Source organism: Corynebacterium phocae, assembly GCF_008693075.1.
GTDB classification, from domain to species: Bacteria; Actinomycetota; Actinomycetes; order Mycobacteriales; family Mycobacteriaceae; genus Corynebacterium; species Corynebacterium phocae.
Genome location: NZ_VXKJ01000043.1, coordinates 102,412 through 123,440, shown reverse-complemented (window position 1 = coordinate 123,440; position 21,029 = coordinate 102,412). Strand labels below are relative to the sequence as shown.

The window sequence follows — 21,029 nt, the reverse complement described above, 5'->3', positions numbered from 1 at the left end:
GCGGCTTCCCCCGGGTGTGGCTCCGCTGTCATTGCTTGCTAGGGTCTTTTGGCGGCGTATTCTGCCAGGAGCTTCGCGGGGAACGCTTGCTGGGGATCGTGGCTGGGGTTTTGGCGGTGATTATGGACAGGGGCCTTGGTTGGTCGCGGGCAAGCAAGAGTTTTTCCGAACAAGGTTAAATTCCTTGTAAATGTTAGAATGCCTTTTATGTCTAAATACCTCGTCCATGGAGTCTGGCTGCCGGTCTCCGGCCTGGGTTTGTGGATCGAGCAAACAGACGGGCACAAAATAATTACCGCCTCCGTGGTACCGGAGGGGATCTTTCCAGAAGCCGTGGAGAAAATCCTCAGCAGGAAGTCTTTCCGCAACCGCGCGCGGATGTCGCTGCGCACGCCCAAGGGTAAAGACGTCTCCCTCATGGTCCCCATGGGCATGTTCGGGCCAGAAGAAACGGTGGAGATTTTCCACCAGCTAGCCCAGATTGATTCCCATAACCCGGGGGTAAGCCCGGAGCAGCGCGCTACCTTGGCGCCGGACTTGTTGTGGTTGATCCGCGCCTACCAAGGCCTGTGCCGCTTTGTCCGCGCCGGGCGCGTGACGCTGCGCCTAAACTACAAGGCCGGGGAGTGGCTGCCCATGTGGCAGCTGACCCAAGGGCTGAAGGAACGCGGATGGCTAGCGGAGATGACCGCGGCCGCGCCGGGAATCCTGTCTATCAACAACCGCTCTTTGGCAGATGATCTGGCCGGAGAGCTAACCCACTGGATTGCCTACACGGAGCTTCGGGAACTCCAAACCGCCATGCGTCCTTATCCGTGGCATGAATTTGTTGAGTCGGTGTTGCACACCACCCCGGTCAGGCGCGGGCGTACCGCGCTACTTCGTGGCTTAAACGAATGGCGTGATTCCATCACCCAGGTGGATCTACAGTTAGTGTTTATCGTCGAAGAGCCCCCTAAAGATGAACCTGGGGAAGAAGAATCCGGTACTGGCGTGCCGGAGGAGGGCGCCGGTGCGGTTGCCTGGCCGGTTCGTGTGCAGGTGCGCTCAGGCACGGACGCCCCACGGCCGGTAAACATTAGCCAGTTGGATTCAGCGAGTGCTGAACGTCTGCGCCAGGCGCACCGGCAAGCAATAAGCATCACCAGTTTCCTGGACCCGCAAGGCTCCCTGCCCGCACCCATGCGCTATGACAACGCCGGGGACTGGGATGTCTACCTGACCACCGACCAGCTAGTGCAGTTCGTGGGCCAAGGCGTGGCGGCGCTCAAGCAAGCCGGGTTTACGGTCATGTTGCCCAAGGCGTGGGCGCACATGGAAACCACTGCCAAGCTTGAGACCCGGGAAGTCCGCGACCCAGCGGAGTCCGCTACCAAGTCCCATCTGGGCTTTGACAAGCTGGTGGCCTATGACTGGAAGCTCTCAGTGGGAGACACTGAGCTTACCGATGAGGAAATGGAACGGCTCGTTCAGTCCAAGTCCGGGCTGATCCAGCTGCGCGGTGAGTGGGTCATGGCGGATACCTCAGCGCTGGGCAAAATCAGCGAATACATGGAGCAGCTGGCCAAGACCTCCCGGACGAGGGAGAAAAAGCAGCTAGACATAGCCATGCGCGAGGCCTTGCGCGCCAAAGAGCAGGGGGAGCCCGGGTGGGAGATTAAGCTTGCCCAGGTTTCCGAGCGGGTAGAGGCGTTTAACGCCCGCGGAGGCCAAGGCGAAGACGGCGGTGAGGGCCTGGTTACCCTAGAGGAACTGCGCCAGCTAGCGCTGGAAGCCATGGCCAACGAGCCCATCGAGTTCACCGGCTCGGGGTGGTTTAACTCCATCCTGGGAGGCATGGACACGGTAGCGCCCGAGCGCGTGGAGATCCCGGATATAGTCCACGCGGAGCTGCGTGATTACCAGCGGCGCGGTGTGGACTGGTTGTACTGGATGTCGCAGAACAACATTGGTGCCGTCCTGGCTGATGATATGGGGCTGGGAAAGACCCTGCAGCTGCTGACCATGCTGGCGGTGGAAAAAACGCGCGCCGAGCACAAACGGGCGGCGGACGCCAGTAGTGGACCCGCGGCCAGCTCTGGGCCCGCCGCAGTATCCGGCCCGGGGGCCCAGGCCGGAGCTGCAGCGCCAGGCCTGGGCCCAACGTTGGTTATCGCGCCTACCTCCGTGGTGGGTAACTGGGCGCGTGAGGCCAATAAGTTTGTGCCTAGCTTCAAGGTGGTGGTCCACCACGGCCCCGGGCGTTTGCGCGATGAAGACTTCTTTGCGGCTGCGCGCGGCGCGGACCTGGTCATTACCTCTTATGGCACGGCCGGGCGTGATTTCCAGATGCTGGGCCAGCTGGACTGGGAGCGGGTGGTCCTAGATGAGGCCCAGGCCATTAAGAACTCCTCCACGCGGGCGTCCAAGGCGGTGCGCTCCTTGCCTTCGCGGCATCGGGTGGCCCTGACTGGTACGCCGGTGGAAAACCGCTTGAGTGAGATGCGCTCCATCGTGGATTTCTGCAACCCGGGCGTCTTAGGTTCCGCAAGCTTTTTCCGCAACCACTTTGCCAAGCCCATTGAGCGCCAAGATGACGCGGAGATGGCGGAGCGGCTGCGTACCTTGGTAGCGCCGTTTATCCTCCGGCGGCTGAAGACTGACACCACCATCATTGATGACCTGCCGGAGAAATCCGAACAGATAGTCACCGTGTCAATGACGCGCGAGCAGGCGGCCTTGTATAAAGGCTTTGTTGATGACCTGCAGCGCCGGTTAGAAGAGGCCCAAGGGATGGCGCTTCGTGGCCTGGTGCTGTCCTCATTGACGCGGATTAAGCAGATTTGTAACCACCCGGCGCACTTTTTAGGCGACGGCTCCCCAGTAACGCTGCGCGGCAAGCACCGCTCGGGCAAGGTGGCGGAGCTCATGCGCATTATTGACGCCGCCACGGAGGCCGGAGAAAGGGTCCTGGTATTTACCCAGTACAAGGCCTTCGGTGATATTCTGCAGCCTTATCTAAAAGAGCAGCTGGGCAGGGACATCCCGTTTCTCAACGGTGGTGTCTCAAAGGCTAAACGCGACGCCATGGTGGAGGATTTCCAGACCCCGGGCGGACCGCCAGTGATGTTGCTTTCCCTCAAAGCCGGCGGTACAGGGCTTAACCTCACCGCGGCCAACATTGTGGTCCACATGGACCGCTGGTGGAACCCGGCGGTGGAAAACCAGGCCACGGACCGGGCGTTCCGTATTGGCCAGGAAAAGAACGTGGCGGTCTATAAGATGATTACGGCGGGAACCCTGGAAGAATCCATCCAAGATATTTTGGACGGCAAGACTGAACTGGCCGGTGCGGTGGTCGGTGAGGGCGAAGGCTGGCTCACTGAGCTCTCCCCGGATCAGCTGGCTGATTTGATGAGTTACCGCGGAAGGGAGGACTAAAACATGGCTACACGCGATGACAACATCATCTACGTCAACTTCGGCGCACGGGGGAGGGGAGCTACTCCGCAGGAGATTTCCAAGGTTGATAAGTCTGGCCGCCCGGGCACCGGGGTGAGCCTCGCGGGGCAACGTCTAGTTGCTGCGGTGGAGGGGCGCACGGACGCCGGCAGGCTGAAACGCGGGCGGGACTACGCCCGCAAGGGCCACGTGGTTGATATAGATGTCCGCAACGGTGCGGTCCACGGCCAGGTGGCGGGATCCCAAAATGACCCCTTCGCGGTGCTAGTGAGGCTGCCGTACCGTAGTAATGACGAGCTGGGCAAGGTCGCAGAAATCCTGGCGCGCACCACCAACGCCATCCGGGACGCCCAGGAAGGGGAGCTCCCTAGCGAGGTGGTGGACATCTTACTGGCCGAAGATTCGCAAGATATTAGCTTTGGGTGTGACTGCCCGGACTCAGCCTGGGTATGCAAGCACATCGTGGCTGTGGTGGACTGCCTGGTAGCAAAGATTGACGCGGACCCCGCAGTGATTTTTGAGATGCGTGGGATAACCTTTGCCAAGCTAGAGCAACTAATTATGGCTAAGGCTCCAGAAGTAGCCGCGGACGCTACGAGGGAAGACGGTAGCGTGGATCCTGATGAGCGCAACGAGCTTTTCTGGAACGGACGGACGCTCCCGGACTTGCCGGAGCCCAAGGTTGCGCCGGCTTTAGAAGATTCGGACATGGACGCGCTGAAAAGGGCGCTGCGGACTGTCTCCCACACCAATATTGAACTGCTGCGCGCTATCAGTGATATCGAAGACTTGTACGATCATCTGACCCGCCAGTAGTCCCCCAATGTCCTCCCCGGGCGATAGACTGAAGGTTATGAGTAAATCACTAACTTTTATCCATACATCAGACTTGCAGCTGGGAATGAAGCGCTGGTTCCTAGAGGGTGAGGCCCAAGCCCGCTTTGAGGAGGCCCGCATTGAGTCCATCGCCGCTGTGGGCGCACTGGCGGAAGAGACGGGGGCGGATTTTATTGTGGTGGCAGGTGACGTTTTTGAACACAACGCGCTTAGCCGCAAAACGGTTTCCCGCGCCAAGGAGGCCTTCCAGGCGCTTCCGGTGCCGGTGTACCTGCTGCCCGGCAACCATGACCCCCTTACCGCCGGTTCCATCTTGGAAAAGATGGCCGGCGGTCATGTTCATGTCATCACTGACGCCACCCCCATCGCGGTATCCCCGGGCGTGGAAGTGGTGGGCGCGCCGTATGTGACCAAGCGTGCCACTCACGACATCGTGGCGGCGGCGCTGCGGGAGCTAGAGCCTACTGAGGATATCCGTGTGATGGTGGCACACGGCCAAGTATCTTCTCGGTCCTCGGAAAAACCCCTGGACTTAATTGACCTACCCACGGTAGAACAGGCGCTACGGGACGGGGTTATTGATTACCTAGCGCTGGGGGATACCCACTCCACCGTTTGCTTGGGCAACACCGGGGCCGTGTGGTTCTCCGGCGCACCGGAGACCACCGATTTCCACGAGTTAGACGGCGATAAGGGAGAAAATGATTCCGGCAACGCTTTGGTGGTAACCATCACCAAGGAGGATGGGCGCGCCACCGTGGAGGTTGAGCGCCGCGTGGTTGGCCGGTGGACTTTTGACAGTATCCACGCCCACCTCAATAGTGAAGAAGACGTAGATACCTTCCTGGAGAGGCTGGCGAAGTACCCGGATAAGTCCAGAACGGTTATCAAATACGGTTTGACCGGCACGATTAGCCTCAGCAGCCAGCGGAAGCTGGAGGACGGCCTAGAGTCCTGGAAAGAGACCTTTGCGGCGCTCAACCCCCGGGAAAGAACCACCGAGTTGGTGCTGGAGCCGGAGCCGGAGGAGCTTAAGACCCTCGGGCTGCGCGGCTACGTCCACAGCGCGCTAGAGGAACTAGTAGAAGACATGGAACATGACCCGGTGGCGCGTGACGCCGCCAACCTACTTTTCCGCCTTTCCGGCAAAGGAGCCTAGAAATATGCATATCAAGAGTATTGAACTTTCTAACGTCCGCGGCGTGCGGCATCTGCGTGCGGATGAGCTCCCGGAAACCGGAGTCATTGTCATCCACGGCGGCAATGAGGCCGGAAAATCCACGGTGCTTGAGGCCTTGAAGATTGTCTTGACCCAACCGCATAATTCCTCAGCGCAAAGGAGCAGGGGGACGTTTGCGCACCACGGCGCGGGGTGGCTTGCGCCGGTGGATGTAGATGAGGCCCCGGAAATTACCCTGCAAATGGCGGTGGGGGACTATGAGTTCAAAATTTTCAAGCGCTTTAAAAAGAGTAAGGCTGCGGAGCTAACTATCTATAAGCCCCGGCGGGAGAGCTACACCGGTGCCCAGGCGGAGGCCCGCCTGGAGGAAATCTTGGAAGAAGCGGTGGAGATGAACCTGCTGGATTCGCTGTTTATGCACCAGGGGGAAGAAGACGCGGCGCTGCAGGCCGCCGGGCTGAAGACCTTGGAGCAGGCTCTCCAACACGCGACGGGGTTGGATTCCGACAGTGCGGAGGAGGATGATTCTGAGCTTGGGGCCCGGGTGCAGGCTGAATATCTGCGGTACTTCACCAAGAGTAGGCAGACCCCCACCAAGGAGTACGCCGAGGCCATTGGGCGCGTGGAAGACGCGGAAGAAGCGCTCGCGGACGCGCAGGACGCCGTCAATAACCTGCAATCGCGGATAGATGAGGTGGAGCGGGCACAGAAGACTTTGAGCGACGCTAAGGCAAGGATTCCGGAGGCGGAGGAGGACCTGGCCACCAAGACCACGGCCGCGCAGGCCGCTGCGGAGGTGCAGAAGAAGCTGGAGGTAGCGCAACTAGATTACCAGCGGGCCAAAGAAGACCTTGACCGCGCGCAGCAAGACCTCACCCGCCGTGACGAGTTGGACACGGAGCTGGAAAAAGCCCAGAAGCTAGAGACCAAATTCGCTACCGAACACGCGCAGGCTGAACAATCAGCCAAGGAAGAAGCCCAGTCCGTGGCCGCGGCAAAGGACAAGCTGGCGGCCGCGCGTAAGGCCCGCGACACCGCGCGCCTGGACGTCCAGGAGGCCAAGAGGCAGCTGGGTGTAGCCAAAGATTGGGAAAAGCGCAGCAGCTTGCAGGACAAGGTGGCGCAGTTGGACAAGCTCCACCAGGTGGTGGTTAAAAAGCGCGCAGCCGCTGCTAGTCGCGGGCCGGTGGTGGTTACGGACGCCCACGTGACAGAAGCGGAGAAGGCCGCCAATGAGCTGGAATTGGCCCAGCACAAGCGGGATACCGCTGCGGCCAAGCTGCTGCTGACAGCCACGGAGCCCACCGCCGTGGGCGTGGACGGCCAGGAGATTACGGTCTTGGCTGACGCGGAGACTACTGTCGCGCTAGCAGATGGCACCACCATTGAGATTGGCAATGTTACCGCGCAGTTTGTCCAGGCCGCCGGAATCAAGGTGGATTGGAATGAAAAGGTTGACTCCGCGCAGCAGGTTTTTGATTCCCTCATGGACCAGCTGGGAACTAAGGACTTGGAGGATGTGCGTTCGCGCCGGGATAACCACCGCGCGGTGGAAGAGGAACTAACCCGCGCGCAGGCGGAGCTTCGCTCGGCTTTGGGCGGGGAGGACTTGGAAGAGCTGCGCGCGGTCTTGCAGGCGTTGGATGAGAAGTTCGCCGCGGACTCGGGTGATTGCGCCCAGGTGTCAGTAGAAGACGCCACCACGGCCCTGGCGGCGGCAGAAGAAGAGCTTTCTGCTGCCGATGCCGCCTTTGACCGCGCCCAAATATCCGTTGAGGCGCTCAGTGATAACCAGGCGCAGCTAAAACGTGCAGAGGTCGCGCAGAAACTCCGTGGCGCAGAAGACGCCGTGGCCCGGGCACGTGAGCTTATCAACCGCGCTGACGCAGAGGCTTCACGCGAGGCCCTGGCGCAGGCAGTCGAGGACGCCCGGGAGGCATACCAAGAACACAAGTCCGCCGTCGCTGAGCGGCAAGCGGAGGTCAAGGCCGCAAATCCGGAGGTAGCTAGCAAGCTGCGCGACGGTGCTGCAGCTGCCCTGAAGTCCATCCAGGAAACCATCCAGGACGCCGAGCGTAAGCTGCTATCCAACCAGTCCTACATTGACCAAGCCGAAGGTGCGGAGGAAGAGCTGGCTATTGCGGAAAACGAGCTGGAGGCGGCGGAGAACCAGCTGCACAACGTCACCCGCCGCGCGGAGGCGGTGGCCTACTTAGCTGAGGTCTTGGACCGCCACCGCACGGCCGCGCGGGAGAAGTACGCCGCCCCCTTTGCAGCCAAGCTCAGCCAGTTTGCCCAAGTGGTTTTTGGCAGTGATGTTTCCTTCAACTTGAACGAGCACTTGGAGGTGGAAAGCCGCACCCGCGCGGGTGCCACGGTGGAATTGGGTGACTTGTCCGGTGGTGCCAAGGAGCAGCTTTCTTTGCTGACAAGGTTTGCCATTGCTTCCTTGGTGGCGGACCCGGACGGTACCAAGGCGGCGGGCGGTACGGCGGAGTCGGTGCCCATTGTTATCGACGACGCCCTGGGTTCCACGGACTCCTACCGCTTGGATTTGATGGCCACGCTCTTCCACGACGTGGGCAAAGCCTCCCAGGTCATTGTGCTGACCTGTATGCCGGAGCGTTACGAGCGGATTCCGGGGCGGGTGAGCCTAGATATTGAGACGCTTAAAAGCTAGCCGCAGCTAGGCCCTGTTGTGGCAGATCCGCCCTGCAGAAACAACTCCCCAAAATAGCCTAAAAGTCAGTACAGGTTCTTTTGAGTCCAACTTTCCTGGGGGAACAAGTAACAATCTGCGGGGCGGATTCTTATCCCCAAACCTCCTATTTTTTGTTTGGCTCAGGGAAACAGTTAATGTTGTTTACATGACTTCCGGCACCAGGTGGCTCGACGATGATGAACAGGCTCTATGGCGTTTGCTTCTAGGAGCTATGCGAAAGATTAACCGCGGGATGGATGAAACCCTCCTCGAAGTAAGCGAGCTGACAATCTCGGAGTTCTCCGTGCTGGTAGCGCTCTCTGAGGCGGAACAGCAAAAGCTCCGCCTCCGTGACTTGTGCTCGGCGCTGGGGTGGGACAGATCCAGGGCCTCTCATCAGATCACCCGCATGACCCGCCGCGGCCTGGTGAGCAAGACTAAGTCACTATCCGATGCCCGGGGTGTCTTGGTTCAGATTACAGAGGAGGGATTACTGCGTCTGGAAACGGCAGTCCCAGACCACGTGGAATCCGTCCGGCGGCTGGTCTTCGACCACATGGAACAAAGCGATAAGGCTTCGCTGGAGCGTTTTCTTAGCGGGGTAATGAGCGTGGACAACGTGGCCGGTTACCGTAAATAACCCGGTGAGATAAACCGGTGGATAACCAGCCTCAGCGGGGCCCAGTTGAACCCTGCTAGCCACTGACCCGGTGCTCATTTTACTACTTGGCCCGGCATTGAATTGCCGGCCGGACGTGGCGGGCCGCTGGAGTGGGCTAGAATCTAGAGACATGATAGGTCAAGAACTTTTTGAACACCCGCGCCGGCAGTATCCCTTGTTTGGGATCACCCCGCAGGACGAACTACGGGCTGTGGTGGAGTCCCCAAATCTCCTGGAGTCAGATTTCCTCACTGAGGAACAGATCGAGGCTGTGGAAAAGGTTTTAGACGACAACCCGGACAACGTGCTGACCTTTGACCCTGATGAAGATGTGTGGATTACTGGGCCGGAAGAAGAAATTGAGAAGATGTTTGCGCAAAGGGAGGCCTTTGTTGAAGCATTAATTTCCGGTGAGGATCCAGGGATCTAGATCACCTAAAGATCTTGACCTCGAAGGCTCCCATTTGGGGGGTCAAGGTGTCCACCGCCTGCTAGAGTAGAAGAAGTTATTGGCCTCCGGGCACATTTTTCCATGAGGATTTTCTAAGAAAGGACACGGGACAGCTATGCGCGACCGTCAAGAAATCGAAAAAAGGGAAGCCGCTGTACGCAATTCCGATGACGGCTGGGTATCCGAGTTCATCTTCGCGGTTCCCATGGTTCTCATTACCGCCGTTGTGTGGATAGCCTCTCTAATGGGCATGCACTACATTGAGTGGGGAACCCTCTTCTAACTGAGGTTATCTTCACTCAGTTAGAGAGTATCTTTTCTTTCAACAAACCCGCCAGCCAGTGCGCTGGAGGGTTTGTTTGTGGTTTTCCCGTTGCTTTTACCCCAGCGCTGCGGGTTATGGTCTTGAGTACATGAAGCGGGAGATAGGGCTAGATACACCACTGACCAGGACCTGGCCGGGACCTGACCTAGGACCTGGCCTCAGACATAAAAATGTGCCCCCGACAAGATTCGAACTTGCGACCTTCGGTACCGGAAACCGATGCTCTAATCCTCTGAGCTACGGGGGCTCAGCTGCTAGCGTTTGCTGCAACGAGTATTTATCATAACGCAAAGGACTCCAAAATTTACAATTGCCCTGGGAGCGGTTTTAAACTCATCACCGGTTAGCCGGTGTTTCCTAGCGTCTTAGCTGCAACACCGGTGGAGATTAACGCCGAAAAAGCGCAGCCACCGGAAATCAGTGGCTGCGCTTTTGCGTAAAATTCCCCTCAAACGCCAACAATGTTGGTGTGGCCTTTGGAAGACCCCGGGGCTTAGTAGACCAAGATGCAGATGAGGTCACGGGGGCCGTGTACGCCCTCGACACGAGAAAGCTCAATATCGGAGGTGGCGGACGGACCGGAAATCCACGTGGCGGGGCGTACGCGGTCAATTCGGGAGACCATCTCTGGAATGCCAAAGACTACGGACTCAGCGCGGACAATGACTACGTGCCGGTCTGGCACTAGCGTGAAGGCGCGGCGTCCACAGAGCTCGTTTGATTCCAAGACAATCGTGCCAGTTTGGGCGCAGCTGACATGTGATTCGGTGACCACGGCGTCAACCTCGTTAAGCAAGCGCGGGTCTGCTTCCACGTCGTCGGGCTTGACGTCGCCTGAAAACTCACCGAGGAGCCCTGGATCCATACCCGGGGCGTAGCGCACTACGTGGCAATCCCGGTCCCGGAGGACGTCCGCGATTGCCTGGGGCAGCGCCGCCTCATCGGTGACCCGGACGTCTGCTTTGTAGTCCTCCAGGCGGTCGATGAGCATTTCTTTGAGTTCTTCGCGCCCCAGGGTTCCCTCGGTTATGTATTCACGGGGTACATCGACGTGAGTTGGAAGCCCAGCCTGTTTTTGGGCGGACCGGATACGGGAGAGGATTTCTTGTTTCGCGGACATCTACTTCTCCTCTTTCAGAGCGTTGGTGGGAAGGCCTTCGGCGCGGGCTTGTGCCAGTAGGTCCTGAGCGTCTTCGGATTCAAACCAGTCGCGGAAGGACTGCTTTGGGGGGATGGCGGTGTCGCGGCCGTCGGACCAACCGGAGAGGAACAACGGGAGGTGCTCAATGGTTCCGTTGAAGCCGCCCATGATACGTCCAAGGGAAACCATCCCGGTGACCGCATCCCAGAGCTTCGGGCGGTCCCAGAGGAAGCGCACAACAGCAAACATCTTTGGCTCCAGCGGCGGTGCCGCGTGGGTGACCTTCTGGTAGCGGTTTTCCAAGATGACCTCGGATAGCGGAATTTTAACCGGGCAAACCTCATCACACCGGCCGCACAGCGAACAAGCGTAAGGCAGGCTGGCCGAAGGATCGTGATGGTCCTTCATTCCGGTTAGCTGCGGGGTAAGCGCAATACCAATTGGCCCTGGGTAGACCGAGCCGTAGGCATGGCCGCCGGCGCGTTCGTAGACGGGGCACACATTCAAACAAGCCGAACACCTGATGCACTTGAGGGCCTTGTGTCCGATTTCAGAGGCTAGGACTCGCGTGCGCCCGTTGTCCAGCAGGATGATGTGGAAGTTCTTCGGACCGTCTCCCGCAGTCGCACCGGTCCAGATGGAGGTGTACGGGTTCATGCGCTCCGCCGTGGAGGAGCGGGGGAGAAGCTGCAGGAATACTTCTAGGTCCTGGAAGGTGGGTACCAGTTTTTCGATACCCATCACGGTGATGAGCGTTTCTGGAAGGGTAAGGCACATGCGCCCGTTGCCCTCAGATTCCACGATGGTTACGGCACCGGTCTCCGCCACGCCAAAGTTGGCGCCGGAGATGGCTACCTTGGCCTTCATGAATTGCTCGCGCAGGAATACGCGGGCGGCTTCCGCCAGTTCTGGCGGGTTGGCCGGCATGGACTCATCCACGTTGGGCATCTTGCGCACAAAGATGTCACGAACCTCCGCGCGGTTGCGGTGGATGGCGGGAACCAAGATGTGAGAAGGCTTGTCTTCGCCCAGCTGGACAATGAGCTCTGCCAAGTCAGTCTCCTGGGCGTGGATACCCTCGGCTTCCAGGTGCTCGTTGAGCGCGATTTCCTGGGTGGCCATGGACTTGACCTTGACTACCTCATCCACGCCCTCGGCGCGGATGAGGTCAGTGATGATTTTGTTGGCCTCAGCGGCGTCGCGTGCCCAGTGGACGTGGCCACCGCGTGCGGTGACGGCTTCCTCGAACTGCTCGAGTAGCTCCGGCATACGGGCGGCAACGTCAGATTTGAGCGCCGAACCGGCGTCGCGCAGCGCCTGCCAGTCGGGAAGTTCGTCTACGGCCTTCTGACGCTTGTCGCGGATGGTGGTGGTGGCGTGCTGTAGGTTACGGCGCTGGGTAGCGTTATTCAGCCCTTCGTGCGCACCCGCCACGAACCCTTGGTCGCCGCGCAGGTTGCCTTCGGTTGCGGTAGGGATTCCTAGAAATGTAGTCATTAGAGCATCCTCTCCTTCGAGTAAGCGGCGGACTTAGGCGTCCAGGGGTGTTGCTTAGTGGAAGCCAGGATCTCCGCGAGGTGGATAGCGCGGATTCCGGTGCGCTGACGCGACAGAGTTCCGGCAATGTTCATCAGGCAGGAAGAGTCACCGCCAGTAAGGTACTCCGCCTGCGTGTCTTTGACGTGCCGCACCTTGTCGGAGACCATAGCGCGGGAGACCTCTGGGTTTTTCAGCGAGAAGGTGCCGCCAAACCCGCAGCATTCCTCAACATTTTCCAGAGGCACTAGCTCCATGCCCTCAACCTGGCTAAGTAGCTGATAGGGCTTGTCCTTGAGCTTGAGGAAGCGGAGCCCGTGGCAAGAGGCGTGATAAGTCACCCGGTGCGGGAAGAAGGCACCAACGTTGGTAACGCCTGCAATATCTACCAGGAATTCCGGGAGGTCGTAGGTTTTGTTGGCGGCCTTCTTGGCACCGTCAACGTCAGCTGCGGTGCCGTGGCGGTCCGCGATGTGGACGTGTTGGTCGCGCACAGCGGCCACGCAGGAACCGGAGGCTGCCACCACATAATCAATGGAAGGATCGGCGAACGCGTCCGCGTAGGTGCGGATCATGCCCATCGACTGCTTTTGGTAGCCGGTATTAAAGTGCATCTGCCCGCAGCAAGTCTGCTCCTCCGGGAACACTACCTCGTGGCCTAGGCGGGATAAGACTAGCGCAGTTGCTTTGTGTGCATCGGGAAACAGTGAGTCTCCAATACAGGTGGAAAATAGCGCGATTTTCATGCAAGCTCCTTTGAAAGAAAATCTCATGGGGGTAATAGTAATAATACAGGTCAGAAGTGAAAAAATCACCTCTGACCTGCATTAATTATGGAACACTAGTGTTGTGTAAATACGCGACCTACACGATTGGTGCCATAAAGGAGAAGATGTTGGTCTGCAGGAATACCAGGCAGCAGAGCAAGAACAGGAAGAATACAGAGAAGCCCACAACGGACTTAAAGATCTTGGATTCTTGTCCTTCCAAGGAAACTGCAGTAGCGGCGATAGCAAGAGACTGGGGGGAGATCATCTTGCCGGTCACGCCACCAACGGTGTTAGCCGCCAGCATGAGGTCCGGGTTAACACCAGTGTTCTGAGCTGCCGTCACCTGCAGGTTGGCAAACAAGGCGTTGGCGGAGGTGTCAGAGCCGGTAACTGCGGTACCAATCCAGCCCAGGACAGGGGAGAAGAACGCGAAGGCTGCTCCCAGGCCGGCGAAGAATTCACCCATGGCCACGGTCTGGCCGGAGAAGTTCATCACGTAGGCCAGTGCCAGAACCAAGACGATGGTCAGGGCGGCCCAGCGCATGCGGTAGGCCACGCTGGTGAAAGCGTTCCAGGCGTCACCTGCGGTGAGCTTGTAGCGGCCAGCCTCGTTAAACATGGCGTAGACAACGGCCACGATGAGGCCGGAGATTAGCAGCAAGGTGCCGGGGTTGGCGATCCATGCCAGGGAGTAGGCGGTCTTGATTACGTTGCCGTTGGTATCAATGAGCTTGTCCGTGATCAGCGGCCAGTCGACGGTGAACTTGAAGGACTTCAGGAAGCCCGGAAGTGCGGTGCCCAGGTTGGCCAGGGCGAAGACTACGGTCACAATCAGGTAAGGCAGCATGGCCATCCAGGTGCGGGTGGGGTTGAGCTTAACGGATTCGTTGTGAGGTTCAAGGTCCATGCGCTCGCGCAGCGAGGCAACGCCCTTTGGATCCCAGAAACGGAGGAACGCAACAGCTGCGCCCAAGGAGAACAGGCAGGCTACAACGTCGGTGAGCTGGTAGGCGAAGAAGTTCGAGGCGGCCCACTGGGCAACAGCGAAGGAAAGGCCGATAACGGCTGCAGCGGGGGCTGCTTCCTTGACGCCGCGCATTCCGTCGATGATAAAGAGGATGAAGAATGGAACAATCATGGCCAGGAACGGTGCCTGGTGGCCCACGATTCCGGCAATGTTTTGGGTTTGCTCTAGGGTACGTCCACCAACTTCACCGGCGGTGGTGATGGGGATGGCCACGGCGCCGAAGGCAACGGGCGCGGTGTTGGCCAACAGCACTACCGTTGCGGCCTTGAGTGGCTTAACGCCCAGTGCCAGGATCATGGTGGCGGTGATGGCCACTGGCGCACCGAAGCCAGCAAGGGCTTCCAGGAGGCCACCGAAACAGAAAGCAATGAGGATTGCCTGGATACGGATGTCGCCCTCGCCGAGGACGTCGAAGGTACGGCGCAGATCTTCAAAGCGGCCGGAGGCAACGGTTAGCTCATAGAACCAGATGGCCATGACAATGACCCAGACGATGGGCAAGAACCCAAAGAGTCCGCCGCGAAAAGCGGTGGAGATTGCCATTCCGGCGGGCATGTCCATGCCGATGATGGCAATGAGTAGCGCGGCTAGAAGAGCCGCTGCACCGGAGGTGTGGGCGCGGGCTTTAACCACCAGGAGCATGATGAAAAATACAACGAGGGGCAGCGCGGAAACTAGTGCAGTCAGCCCGAGGCTTCCGCCAATGGCAGAGGTGTTGACTGTGAACATCTTCGCCCTCCTTTTCTTGTGAGAGATGTTGGTTAGCTTGGAAGTTGTCGAGATAGAGAGGTATTCACACAGTTGCCATTGATGTGAGTATCGCCCCATCTTCTTTTGGTAATTTACCTGCCAGCGAACAGATTTGTGGTATTTCAGTTAACCCGGGGTTAACCTGCATGTCGTGCCCAATAGGTTTGATTCGTTTTGCTAGTACTGGTGAGGCATTTGGTCCAAGCTCGTGGGGTTAGTTCTTGCCGGCCGCTTTCGGAAAAACTGTACGGCGCTGATCGCTTAGGGAAGGCTGGAGGAATCTATGTTCTTGAATAATTAAGCCGCGGTGGCACCGTGCGGGAAAAACCGTGCCGTGTGGGGAAACCACTGAATGAAGCTACTTTTGAGCGCAAATGAAATTCTTACTCGGGATCTTCTCTACCTCGCAAGCGTGCTCCCGTCCGTGGAGTGGGGGCTTGTTTCGGTCAGGAGTGGAGCCCCTGCGCCACTTCATTCGGAGGATGGGCTAGCAAAATTCCAGGCCAGTTGGGCGGGCGGCACCAGCCCGATGAGTAAAGGTCTACATGGGTTGAGTATCGGGATTGAGTGACGTGGAACCTGATGGTCAGTGCTTTCCCAGGGGCATTCGGGGGTATGAGAGATTCCTGAAAAATCGACCGCCAACGGAAATGATTTTCATTCACACCAAACGGTTCCTACCTGGCAGCGGCGGCGGCAGCGAAATCCGGCAGCTAATTCCCACAACCAACGGCCCTGCGATAGACTTTCCAGCTATGACACCAGCAAACTTGGCACAACTTATCAAGACCACCGCAACCGCCGTTATGGGCGAACATAACCTGGATACCTCCGTTCTCCCCGGTGAGGTCACGGTAGAGCGTCCGCGCAACCCCGAGCACGGTGATTACGCCACCAACCTGGCCCTTCAGGTAGCCAAGAAGGCCGGGGTTAACCCGCGCGACTTGGCCACGTGGTTGGTAGCGGAACTTGCTGGCAACCCGGCCATTGATGAGGCCACCATTGCTGGGCCGGGCTTTATTAATATCCGCCTGGCTGCTGCGGCGCAGGGCGCTATTGTTAACCAGGTTCTGCAAGCAGGAGACAGCTTTGGCAACAACGACTCCATGGCAGGTGCCAAGGTTAACCTAGAGTTCGTCTCCGCCAACCCCACCGGGCCCATTCACTTGGGGGGAACCCGCTGGGCAGCCGTCGGTGACTCGCTTGGACGTGTCTTAGAGGCCAGTGGAGCTAGCGTCACCCGGGAATACTACTTCAACGATCATGGCCGCCAGATTGACCGTTTCTCTAATTCCCTCCTGGCTGCGGCCAAGGGAGAGCCCACCCCTGAAGACGGTTACGGGGGTGAGTACATCCACGACATAGCCAAGGCAGTGCTGGAAAGTAACCCCCAGGCGCTGGAGGGAAGTGAAGATGAGGTGCGGGAGAATTTCCGCGCAGTTGGCGTGGAAATGATGTTTTCCCACATCCGGAAATCCCTCAGTGACTTTGGCGTGGAATTTGACGTATTCTTCCACGAAAACTCCCTTTTCGAATCCGGGGCAGTTGACCGCGCGGTGCAAACCCTCAAAGACAACGGCAAGCTGTACCAGGATGAGGGCGCCTGGTGGTTGCGCTCCACGGATTACGGCGATGACAAGGACCGGGTGGTCATCAAGTCCGACGGTGACGCCGCCTATATTGCGGGCGACATCGCCTATGTTGCTGACAAGTTTGAACGCGGCCACAACCTGGCTATCTACATGCTGGGCGCGGACCACCACGGCTACATCGCCCGGCTTCGTGCCGCGGCGGCCGCCATGGGGTATGACCCAGACCAGGTTGAGGTCCTCATTGGCCAGATGGTCAACCTGCTCAGTAACGGCAAAGCCGTGAAAATGTCCAAGCGCGCCGGCAACGTTATCACCCTGGATGACTTGGTGGAGGCAATCGGTGTAGACGGCGCTCGCTACGCCCTGACCCGGTCCTCAGTAGATCAGTCAATTGATATTGACCTTGACTTGTGGGCATCCCAGTCCTCGGACAACCCGGTGTACTACGTCCAATACGGCCACGCCCGGTTGTGCTCTATCGCCCGCAAAGCCGAGGAAATCGGCGTAAGTATCGGCGAACCAGATCTCTCCTTGCTCACCCACGACAAGGAAGGCGTTCTCATCCGCACCCTGGGCGAGTTCCCCGAGGTAGTCAAAACCGCCGCGACCCTGCGCGAGCCACACCGGATTGCCCGCTACGCCGAGCAGTTAGCAGCGGTGTTCCACCGGTTCTATGACCAGTGCCAGATTCTGCCTAAAGCTGATGAGGAAGCTGCACCGATCCACTCCGCACGGTTGGCCTTGGCCGCAGCTACCCGGCAGACTCTTGCTAACGCCCTGAACCTAGTAGGCGTTCGTGCCCTGGAGAAAATGTAGATGAATGATTTCAACCAACTCCCAGCCCACGTGTGGCCGCGTTCGGCCACACGGCTAGATGATGGCACGGTGAGCATAGGGGGAGTGGCTCTTACCGAGCTTGCCCAAGAGTTTGGTACGCCCCTCTACGTTTTTGACGAAGATGACTTTCGTGCCCGCTGCCGGGAGATGGCTGACGCTTTTGGCGGACCCGCCCACGTGCACTACGCCTCCAAGGCCTTTATCACTAAGCGCGTGGTTCAGTGGGTCGATGAGGAGGGCCTATGCCTGGACGTGGCCTCCCTCAACGAGGCGAAGGTGGCACTGGCGGCCGGGTTCCCGGCCTCCCGGATGACCGCTCACGGCAATAACAAGGAGCCGGAGTACCTGCAGCTGTGCGTTGATGAGGGCATAGCCCACGTGGTGCTAGACAACACCGATGAACTCAAGCAGCTCAACGAGCTGGCCAAAGCCTCCGGACGGGTCCAACCGGTAATGATCCGGGTTAAGCCCGGTATTGACGCGCACACCCACGAGTTCGTCGCCACCTCTCACGAGGATCAGAAGTTTGGAATTTCGCTAGCCACCGGTGCCGCGTTCGACGCCGCCAAGGAGGCCCTTGCCACCACTAACCTGGAACTTGTGGGGCTGCACTGCCACGTGGGTTCCTCGGTGTTCGTGGCCGAAGGCTTCGAGTTGGCCGCCGAGCGCGTGCTGTCTTTATACAAGCGCATCCACACTGAACTAGGTGTGTCCCTAGCGGAGCTTGACCTGGGCGGCGGATTTGGCATCCCGTACATGCCCTACGAAGAAGCCTTGGACGTCGCCACCTTGGCCGCCGATCTGCTGGCCGCCGTGGACCGCACAGCTGAGGAGCTAGGTATTCCCGCGCCCTTCGTGCTGGTGGAACCGGGACGTTCCCTAGTGGGCGGGTCAGCCGTAACCCTCTACCGGGTGGGCACCGTCAAGGACGTGGAAACCGGAAAGCGGGAGCTGCCCATCCGCCGCTACCTTTCCGTGGACGGCGGCATGTCAGACAACATCCGCCCCGCGCTCTACGGCTCCGAATATGATGCGCGCGTGGTCAACCGTTTCACCGCGGGCGAGCCCACGGATTCTCGCGTGGTGGGTTTTCACTGCGAAAGCGGGGACATCCTCATCAACGAACGCAAGCTGCCGGGAGACATCCGCCCCGGGGACCTGCTAGCCTTTGCCACCACTGGTGCCTATCAGTACATGATGGCCTCCCGCTACAACGGGGCTCTGCGCCCGGCGGTGGTTTCCGTCCGCGACGGCCAGGCAAGCCTCATGCTGCGTCGCGAGACTATCGAGGATCTATTGGCGCTAGAGACCTAAACACGCTTATAAGCTAGGGTGCAAATTTCCAGAGAATCCTGCACCCCTGTGTGTTAAGGTTTTGCGCATGAATATCTTTCGGCTTGTGTGCGTGCCCCTACTTGGGGTCTTGGCTGTAGTTGCGCTTTCCTCCTGCAGTGTTGCCGTCGGACTCCTTGCCGGGGGAGATGCCCTGGTAGCTGATGATAGGAAACCATGCTTTCCATATGAGCCGACCGGAATTTCCGACGCTGAAGAGCTCCACTGGTACGCCTATGCCATTGAGAGGCAAGGAAAAGGCGAATGTCTAGGCTATGAGGACTATTTATCTTTTCACGAGGATTACCGACAGTCGAAGCAGCGGGCGCCTGCGACTACTGCTCGCCCCACCTCCTTCAAGGATTCCCCTGACGGCTCGGAAGATACGGCACCCCCGAGACGGCGGGAAACCAGGACCACGGGGCGCGAAGCGCCCGGTCAAAGCCTCCCGCAGCAGCACCGAAAGATCTACCGGAATTCCAAAAACTATGAGTATCTTGCCACCGACGGGCTAATTGTTCCGGGCGGGAAATACTTGATTGACCACGCAGGCGAAGTGACTACTTGCTCATGGGGTTGGACTGTCACGGACCCTGACCAGGCCTCCGGGCGCGTGTTTAACCTGACGGCGGGGCACTGCGGCACGGTCGGGGATCAGGTGTATGTGCAAAAGACTGGGCAAAACCCGGTGCGCGTTGGCGAGTTCGTTGAAAGCCTCTATCGGGGGGACACTCGATTCGAAGACTACGGGCTTATCGAGATATTGCCGGAATACCACCAGTACATTACGGGCGCACCGAACGTGTCCTTTAACCACCGCCCCGCAGTTCTCATCGGCTGGAAAGGGGAGGAGTGGGTAAAAAGCAATAGGCCCTATATCTGCCGCCTTGGTTGGCGTTCCGGCCTATCCTGTGGGGATTTCATTCGGATGGACAGTGATATTACCCTGCGCTACGAAAACATCAGCGATCATGGCGATAGCGGCGGGGTCATCTTCGCCCAGGATCCGGCCGACCCCACAGGCCAGAGTATCCAAGCGATAGGTATCTCAAGTTTCTTGGAATACGCCGACGCTACGGCCGGCGGCGGGAAGCTGATCGAACCCGTCATGCTCCGCTACGGGCTAGCCGTCTCCGACTAACACTAGGACTAAAAATGCACTCCCAACGCCAGCTGGCGGAGAAAGTGCATTAGTTTCTGACGCTCACATTGCTATCCATGAGAGCCTGAGAAAAGGAGATCTTAAGGAATCAGTTTAGCGATCTGTGGGGGAAGAACTGGCTTGAGCCAAGGAAGAGCCGCAAGCAGGAAGCCCAGGAGCAGGAAGGCACCCAAGCCCACGCCCACGCCGATGACGGTGTCAACGGTCTTGGAAGCGCCACCCTCGTTGCCCACCAAAGAGCTGGCCTTATCCGCTGCATCTACCTGCGAGGAAGCGTCCTTAATGGAGCTACTATCGGAGTTGGAGTTGCTCGAAGTGCTGCTGGAATCTGCATCCTTGCCGGGATTGGTCTGGTTGCCGTTGCTGTTGCCGTTGCCGTTTCCGTTGTTGCCCGGTTCGACATTAGGGAGCTGCGGAGACTTGTCAGGATCAGGGGTGTCCTGTTTTGGGGACACGGTGTCCGGATTCGTTGGTTCTTCCGGTGCAGTTTCGGTGGTGGAAGGCAGGCAGGCCTCTAGTGCCTTAGCTGCGTCCAGATTGTAGGTAGTCCAGGCCTGCTTGTAGGCATCGGAAAGCTTTTTCGCTTGTGTGCGGGCCTCAGTGGAAAGAAGGCGGCCTTCTTGAGTGTAGACAGGTTTAGCTGCCTCATTTTTGAACTGTTTGGCTAGTTTCTCTGCTTCATCATAGGAGAAGCTCTGGCCGTCAGCCGGAACGAAAGGCGTTGAAGCGTCCACGGTTGGATTGACCCAGGCGGAGGCAAGCTCGCCCGGTAGCATCAGCATCATGTCGGGAGCGAAGGTCCGGATAATCCCGAGGATAGCGTCGAGGGACTTAGAGGCAAGCCCACCTCCAAGGAAGCCACCTACAAAGGGAATGGATTCGAGGATTTTCAGGGCGTCAGCGGTGCCTTTGCCTGCGGCCAGAACGTTGATAGCTTCAATCGCCGCTAGCGGGGTGGTGATCTCCACATCGGATTTGAGGTGGCCAGCCTTGCGTGCGGCATTGATCTTTTCTGCATACTGGGCACTCCAGCTCAGTCCAAGGGATTCAATTGCCGCATTAGCATCCGGCCACATGGTGTTGCCCAACATCATGGTCTGTTCTTTAACCGCCTGGGTTGGGGTGATGACGCACTCCAAGTCGCCGGGCTTGGAGTTGACGGTGTAGCCGGAAACGGTCTTGGTAAACGGTTGGTTTTCCGCAGCGGTTGCGGTGACTGCGGAGGACGCGATGGCTACGGTGGTGACAGTAGCCAGCAGGCGGGAGAATTTTTTCACGGGATTCCT

General features: G+C 58.7%; 15 protein-coding genes and 1 tRNA gene. 10 read left to right on the top strand and 6 right to left on the bottom strand.

Annotated features, from left to right (window positions below; all coding sequences use genetic code 11):
* Positions 1–207: 207 nt before the first annotated feature.
* From F4V58_RS07205 to F4V58_RS12500, 7 genes are all read left to right on the top strand, one after another.
* Positions 208–3,420, top strand: a complete 3,213-nt coding sequence (locus tag F4V58_RS07205) for a DEAD/DEAH box helicase (protein ID WP_075734655.1) — start codon at positions 208–210, stop codon at positions 3,418–3,420.
* Between the two features lie 3 nt (positions 3,421–3,423).
* Positions 3,424–4,257 (top strand): SWIM zinc finger family protein, encoded by an 834-nt coding sequence (locus tag F4V58_RS07200; protein ID WP_075734653.1) that lies wholly within the window; start codon positions 3,424–3,426, stop codon positions 4,255–4,257.
* Positions 4,258–4,294: 37 nt separating this feature from the next.
* Positions 4,295–5,437 carry a metallophosphoesterase family protein gene (locus tag F4V58_RS07195; RefSeq protein WP_075734651.1) on the top strand — a complete coding sequence of 381 codons (1,143 nt, stop codon included), beginning with the start codon at positions 4,295–4,297 and terminating at the stop codon, positions 5,435–5,437.
* 4 nt (positions 5,438–5,441) lie between these two features.
* Positions 5,442–8,138 carry an AAA family ATPase gene (locus F4V58_RS07190; RefSeq protein ID WP_075734649.1) on the top strand — a complete coding sequence of 899 codons (2,697 nt, stop codon included), beginning with the start codon at positions 5,442–5,444 and terminating at the stop codon, positions 8,136–8,138.
* Positions 8,139–8,325: 187 nt separating this feature from the next.
* Positions 8,326–8,799 carry a MarR family winged helix-turn-helix transcriptional regulator gene (locus F4V58_RS07185; protein WP_075734647.1) on the top strand — a complete coding sequence of 158 codons (474 nt, stop codon included), beginning with the start codon at positions 8,326–8,328 and terminating at the stop codon, positions 8,797–8,799.
* Between the two features lie 151 nt (positions 8,800–8,950).
* Positions 8,951–9,250: a molecular chaperone GrpE gene (locus F4V58_RS07180; protein ID WP_075734645.1), complete on the top strand. Its 300-nt coding sequence runs from the start codon at positions 8,951–8,953 to the stop codon at positions 9,248–9,250.
* A gap of 136 nt (positions 9,251–9,386) precedes the next feature.
* Positions 9,387–9,554: a hypothetical protein gene (locus tag F4V58_RS12500; RefSeq protein ID WP_157105768.1), complete on the top strand. Its 168-nt coding sequence runs from the start codon at positions 9,387–9,389 to the stop codon at positions 9,552–9,554.
* A gap of 215 nt (positions 9,555–9,769) precedes the next feature.
* Here the strand turns inward: F4V58_RS12500 and F4V58_RS07175 are convergent.
* From F4V58_RS07175 to F4V58_RS07155, 5 genes are all read right to left on the bottom strand, one after another.
* A tRNA-Arg gene (locus F4V58_RS07175) sits at positions 9,770–9,843 on the bottom strand.
* A gap of 246 nt (positions 9,844–10,089) precedes the next feature.
* Positions 10,090–10,716 (bottom strand): LutC/YkgG family protein, encoded by a 627-nt coding sequence (locus F4V58_RS07170; protein ID WP_075734643.1) that lies wholly within the window; start codon positions 10,714–10,716, stop codon positions 10,090–10,092.
* The gene (locus tag F4V58_RS07165) at positions 10,717–12,234 is read right to left on the bottom strand and encodes a LutB/LldF family L-lactate oxidation iron-sulfur protein (protein WP_075734641.1); all 1,518 of its coding nucleotides are present in this window, start codon (positions 12,232–12,234) and stop codon (positions 10,717–10,719) included.
* Complete coding sequence (locus F4V58_RS07160) at positions 12,234–13,019, bottom strand: (Fe-S)-binding protein (protein ID WP_075734639.1); 786 nt, start codon at positions 13,017–13,019, stop codon at positions 12,234–12,236. Before F4V58_RS07160 ends, F4V58_RS07165 begins: the two co-directional genes overlap by 1 nt.
* 118 nt (positions 13,020–13,137) lie before the next feature.
* Positions 13,138–14,799 carry an L-lactate permease gene (locus F4V58_RS07155; protein ID WP_075734637.1) on the bottom strand — a complete coding sequence of 554 codons (1,662 nt, stop codon included), beginning with the start codon at positions 14,797–14,799 and terminating at the stop codon, positions 13,138–13,140.
* 776 nt (positions 14,800–15,575) lie between these two features.
* On the opposite strand from F4V58_RS07155, the gene argS reads away from it, so the two are divergent.
* The 3 genes from argS (at position 15,576) to F4V58_RS07140 (ending at position 19,722) form a co-directional block, all read left to right on the top strand.
* Positions 15,576–17,228, top strand: coding sequence for an arginine--tRNA ligase (argS, locus tag F4V58_RS07150; protein WP_075736594.1), 1,653 nt, complete (start codon positions 15,576–15,578; stop codon positions 17,226–17,228).
* Complete coding sequence (gene lysA / locus F4V58_RS07145) at positions 17,229–18,563, top strand: diaminopimelate decarboxylase (RefSeq protein ID WP_075734635.1); 1,335 nt, start codon at positions 17,229–17,231, stop codon at positions 18,561–18,563.
* 67 nt (positions 18,564–18,630) lie between these two features.
* Entirely contained in the window at positions 18,631–19,722 is a 1,092-nt protein-coding gene (locus tag F4V58_RS07140; RefSeq protein WP_075734633.1) for a chymotrypsin family serine protease, read from the top strand.
* Positions 19,723–19,823: 101 nt separating this feature from the next.
* Here the strand turns inward: F4V58_RS07140 and F4V58_RS07135 are convergent, their stop codons facing one another.
* Positions 19,824–21,020: a hypothetical protein gene (locus F4V58_RS07135; RefSeq protein ID WP_075734631.1), complete on the bottom strand. Its 1,197-nt coding sequence runs from the start codon at positions 21,018–21,020 to the stop codon at positions 19,824–19,826.
* Positions 21,021–21,029 lie beyond the last annotated feature (9 nt).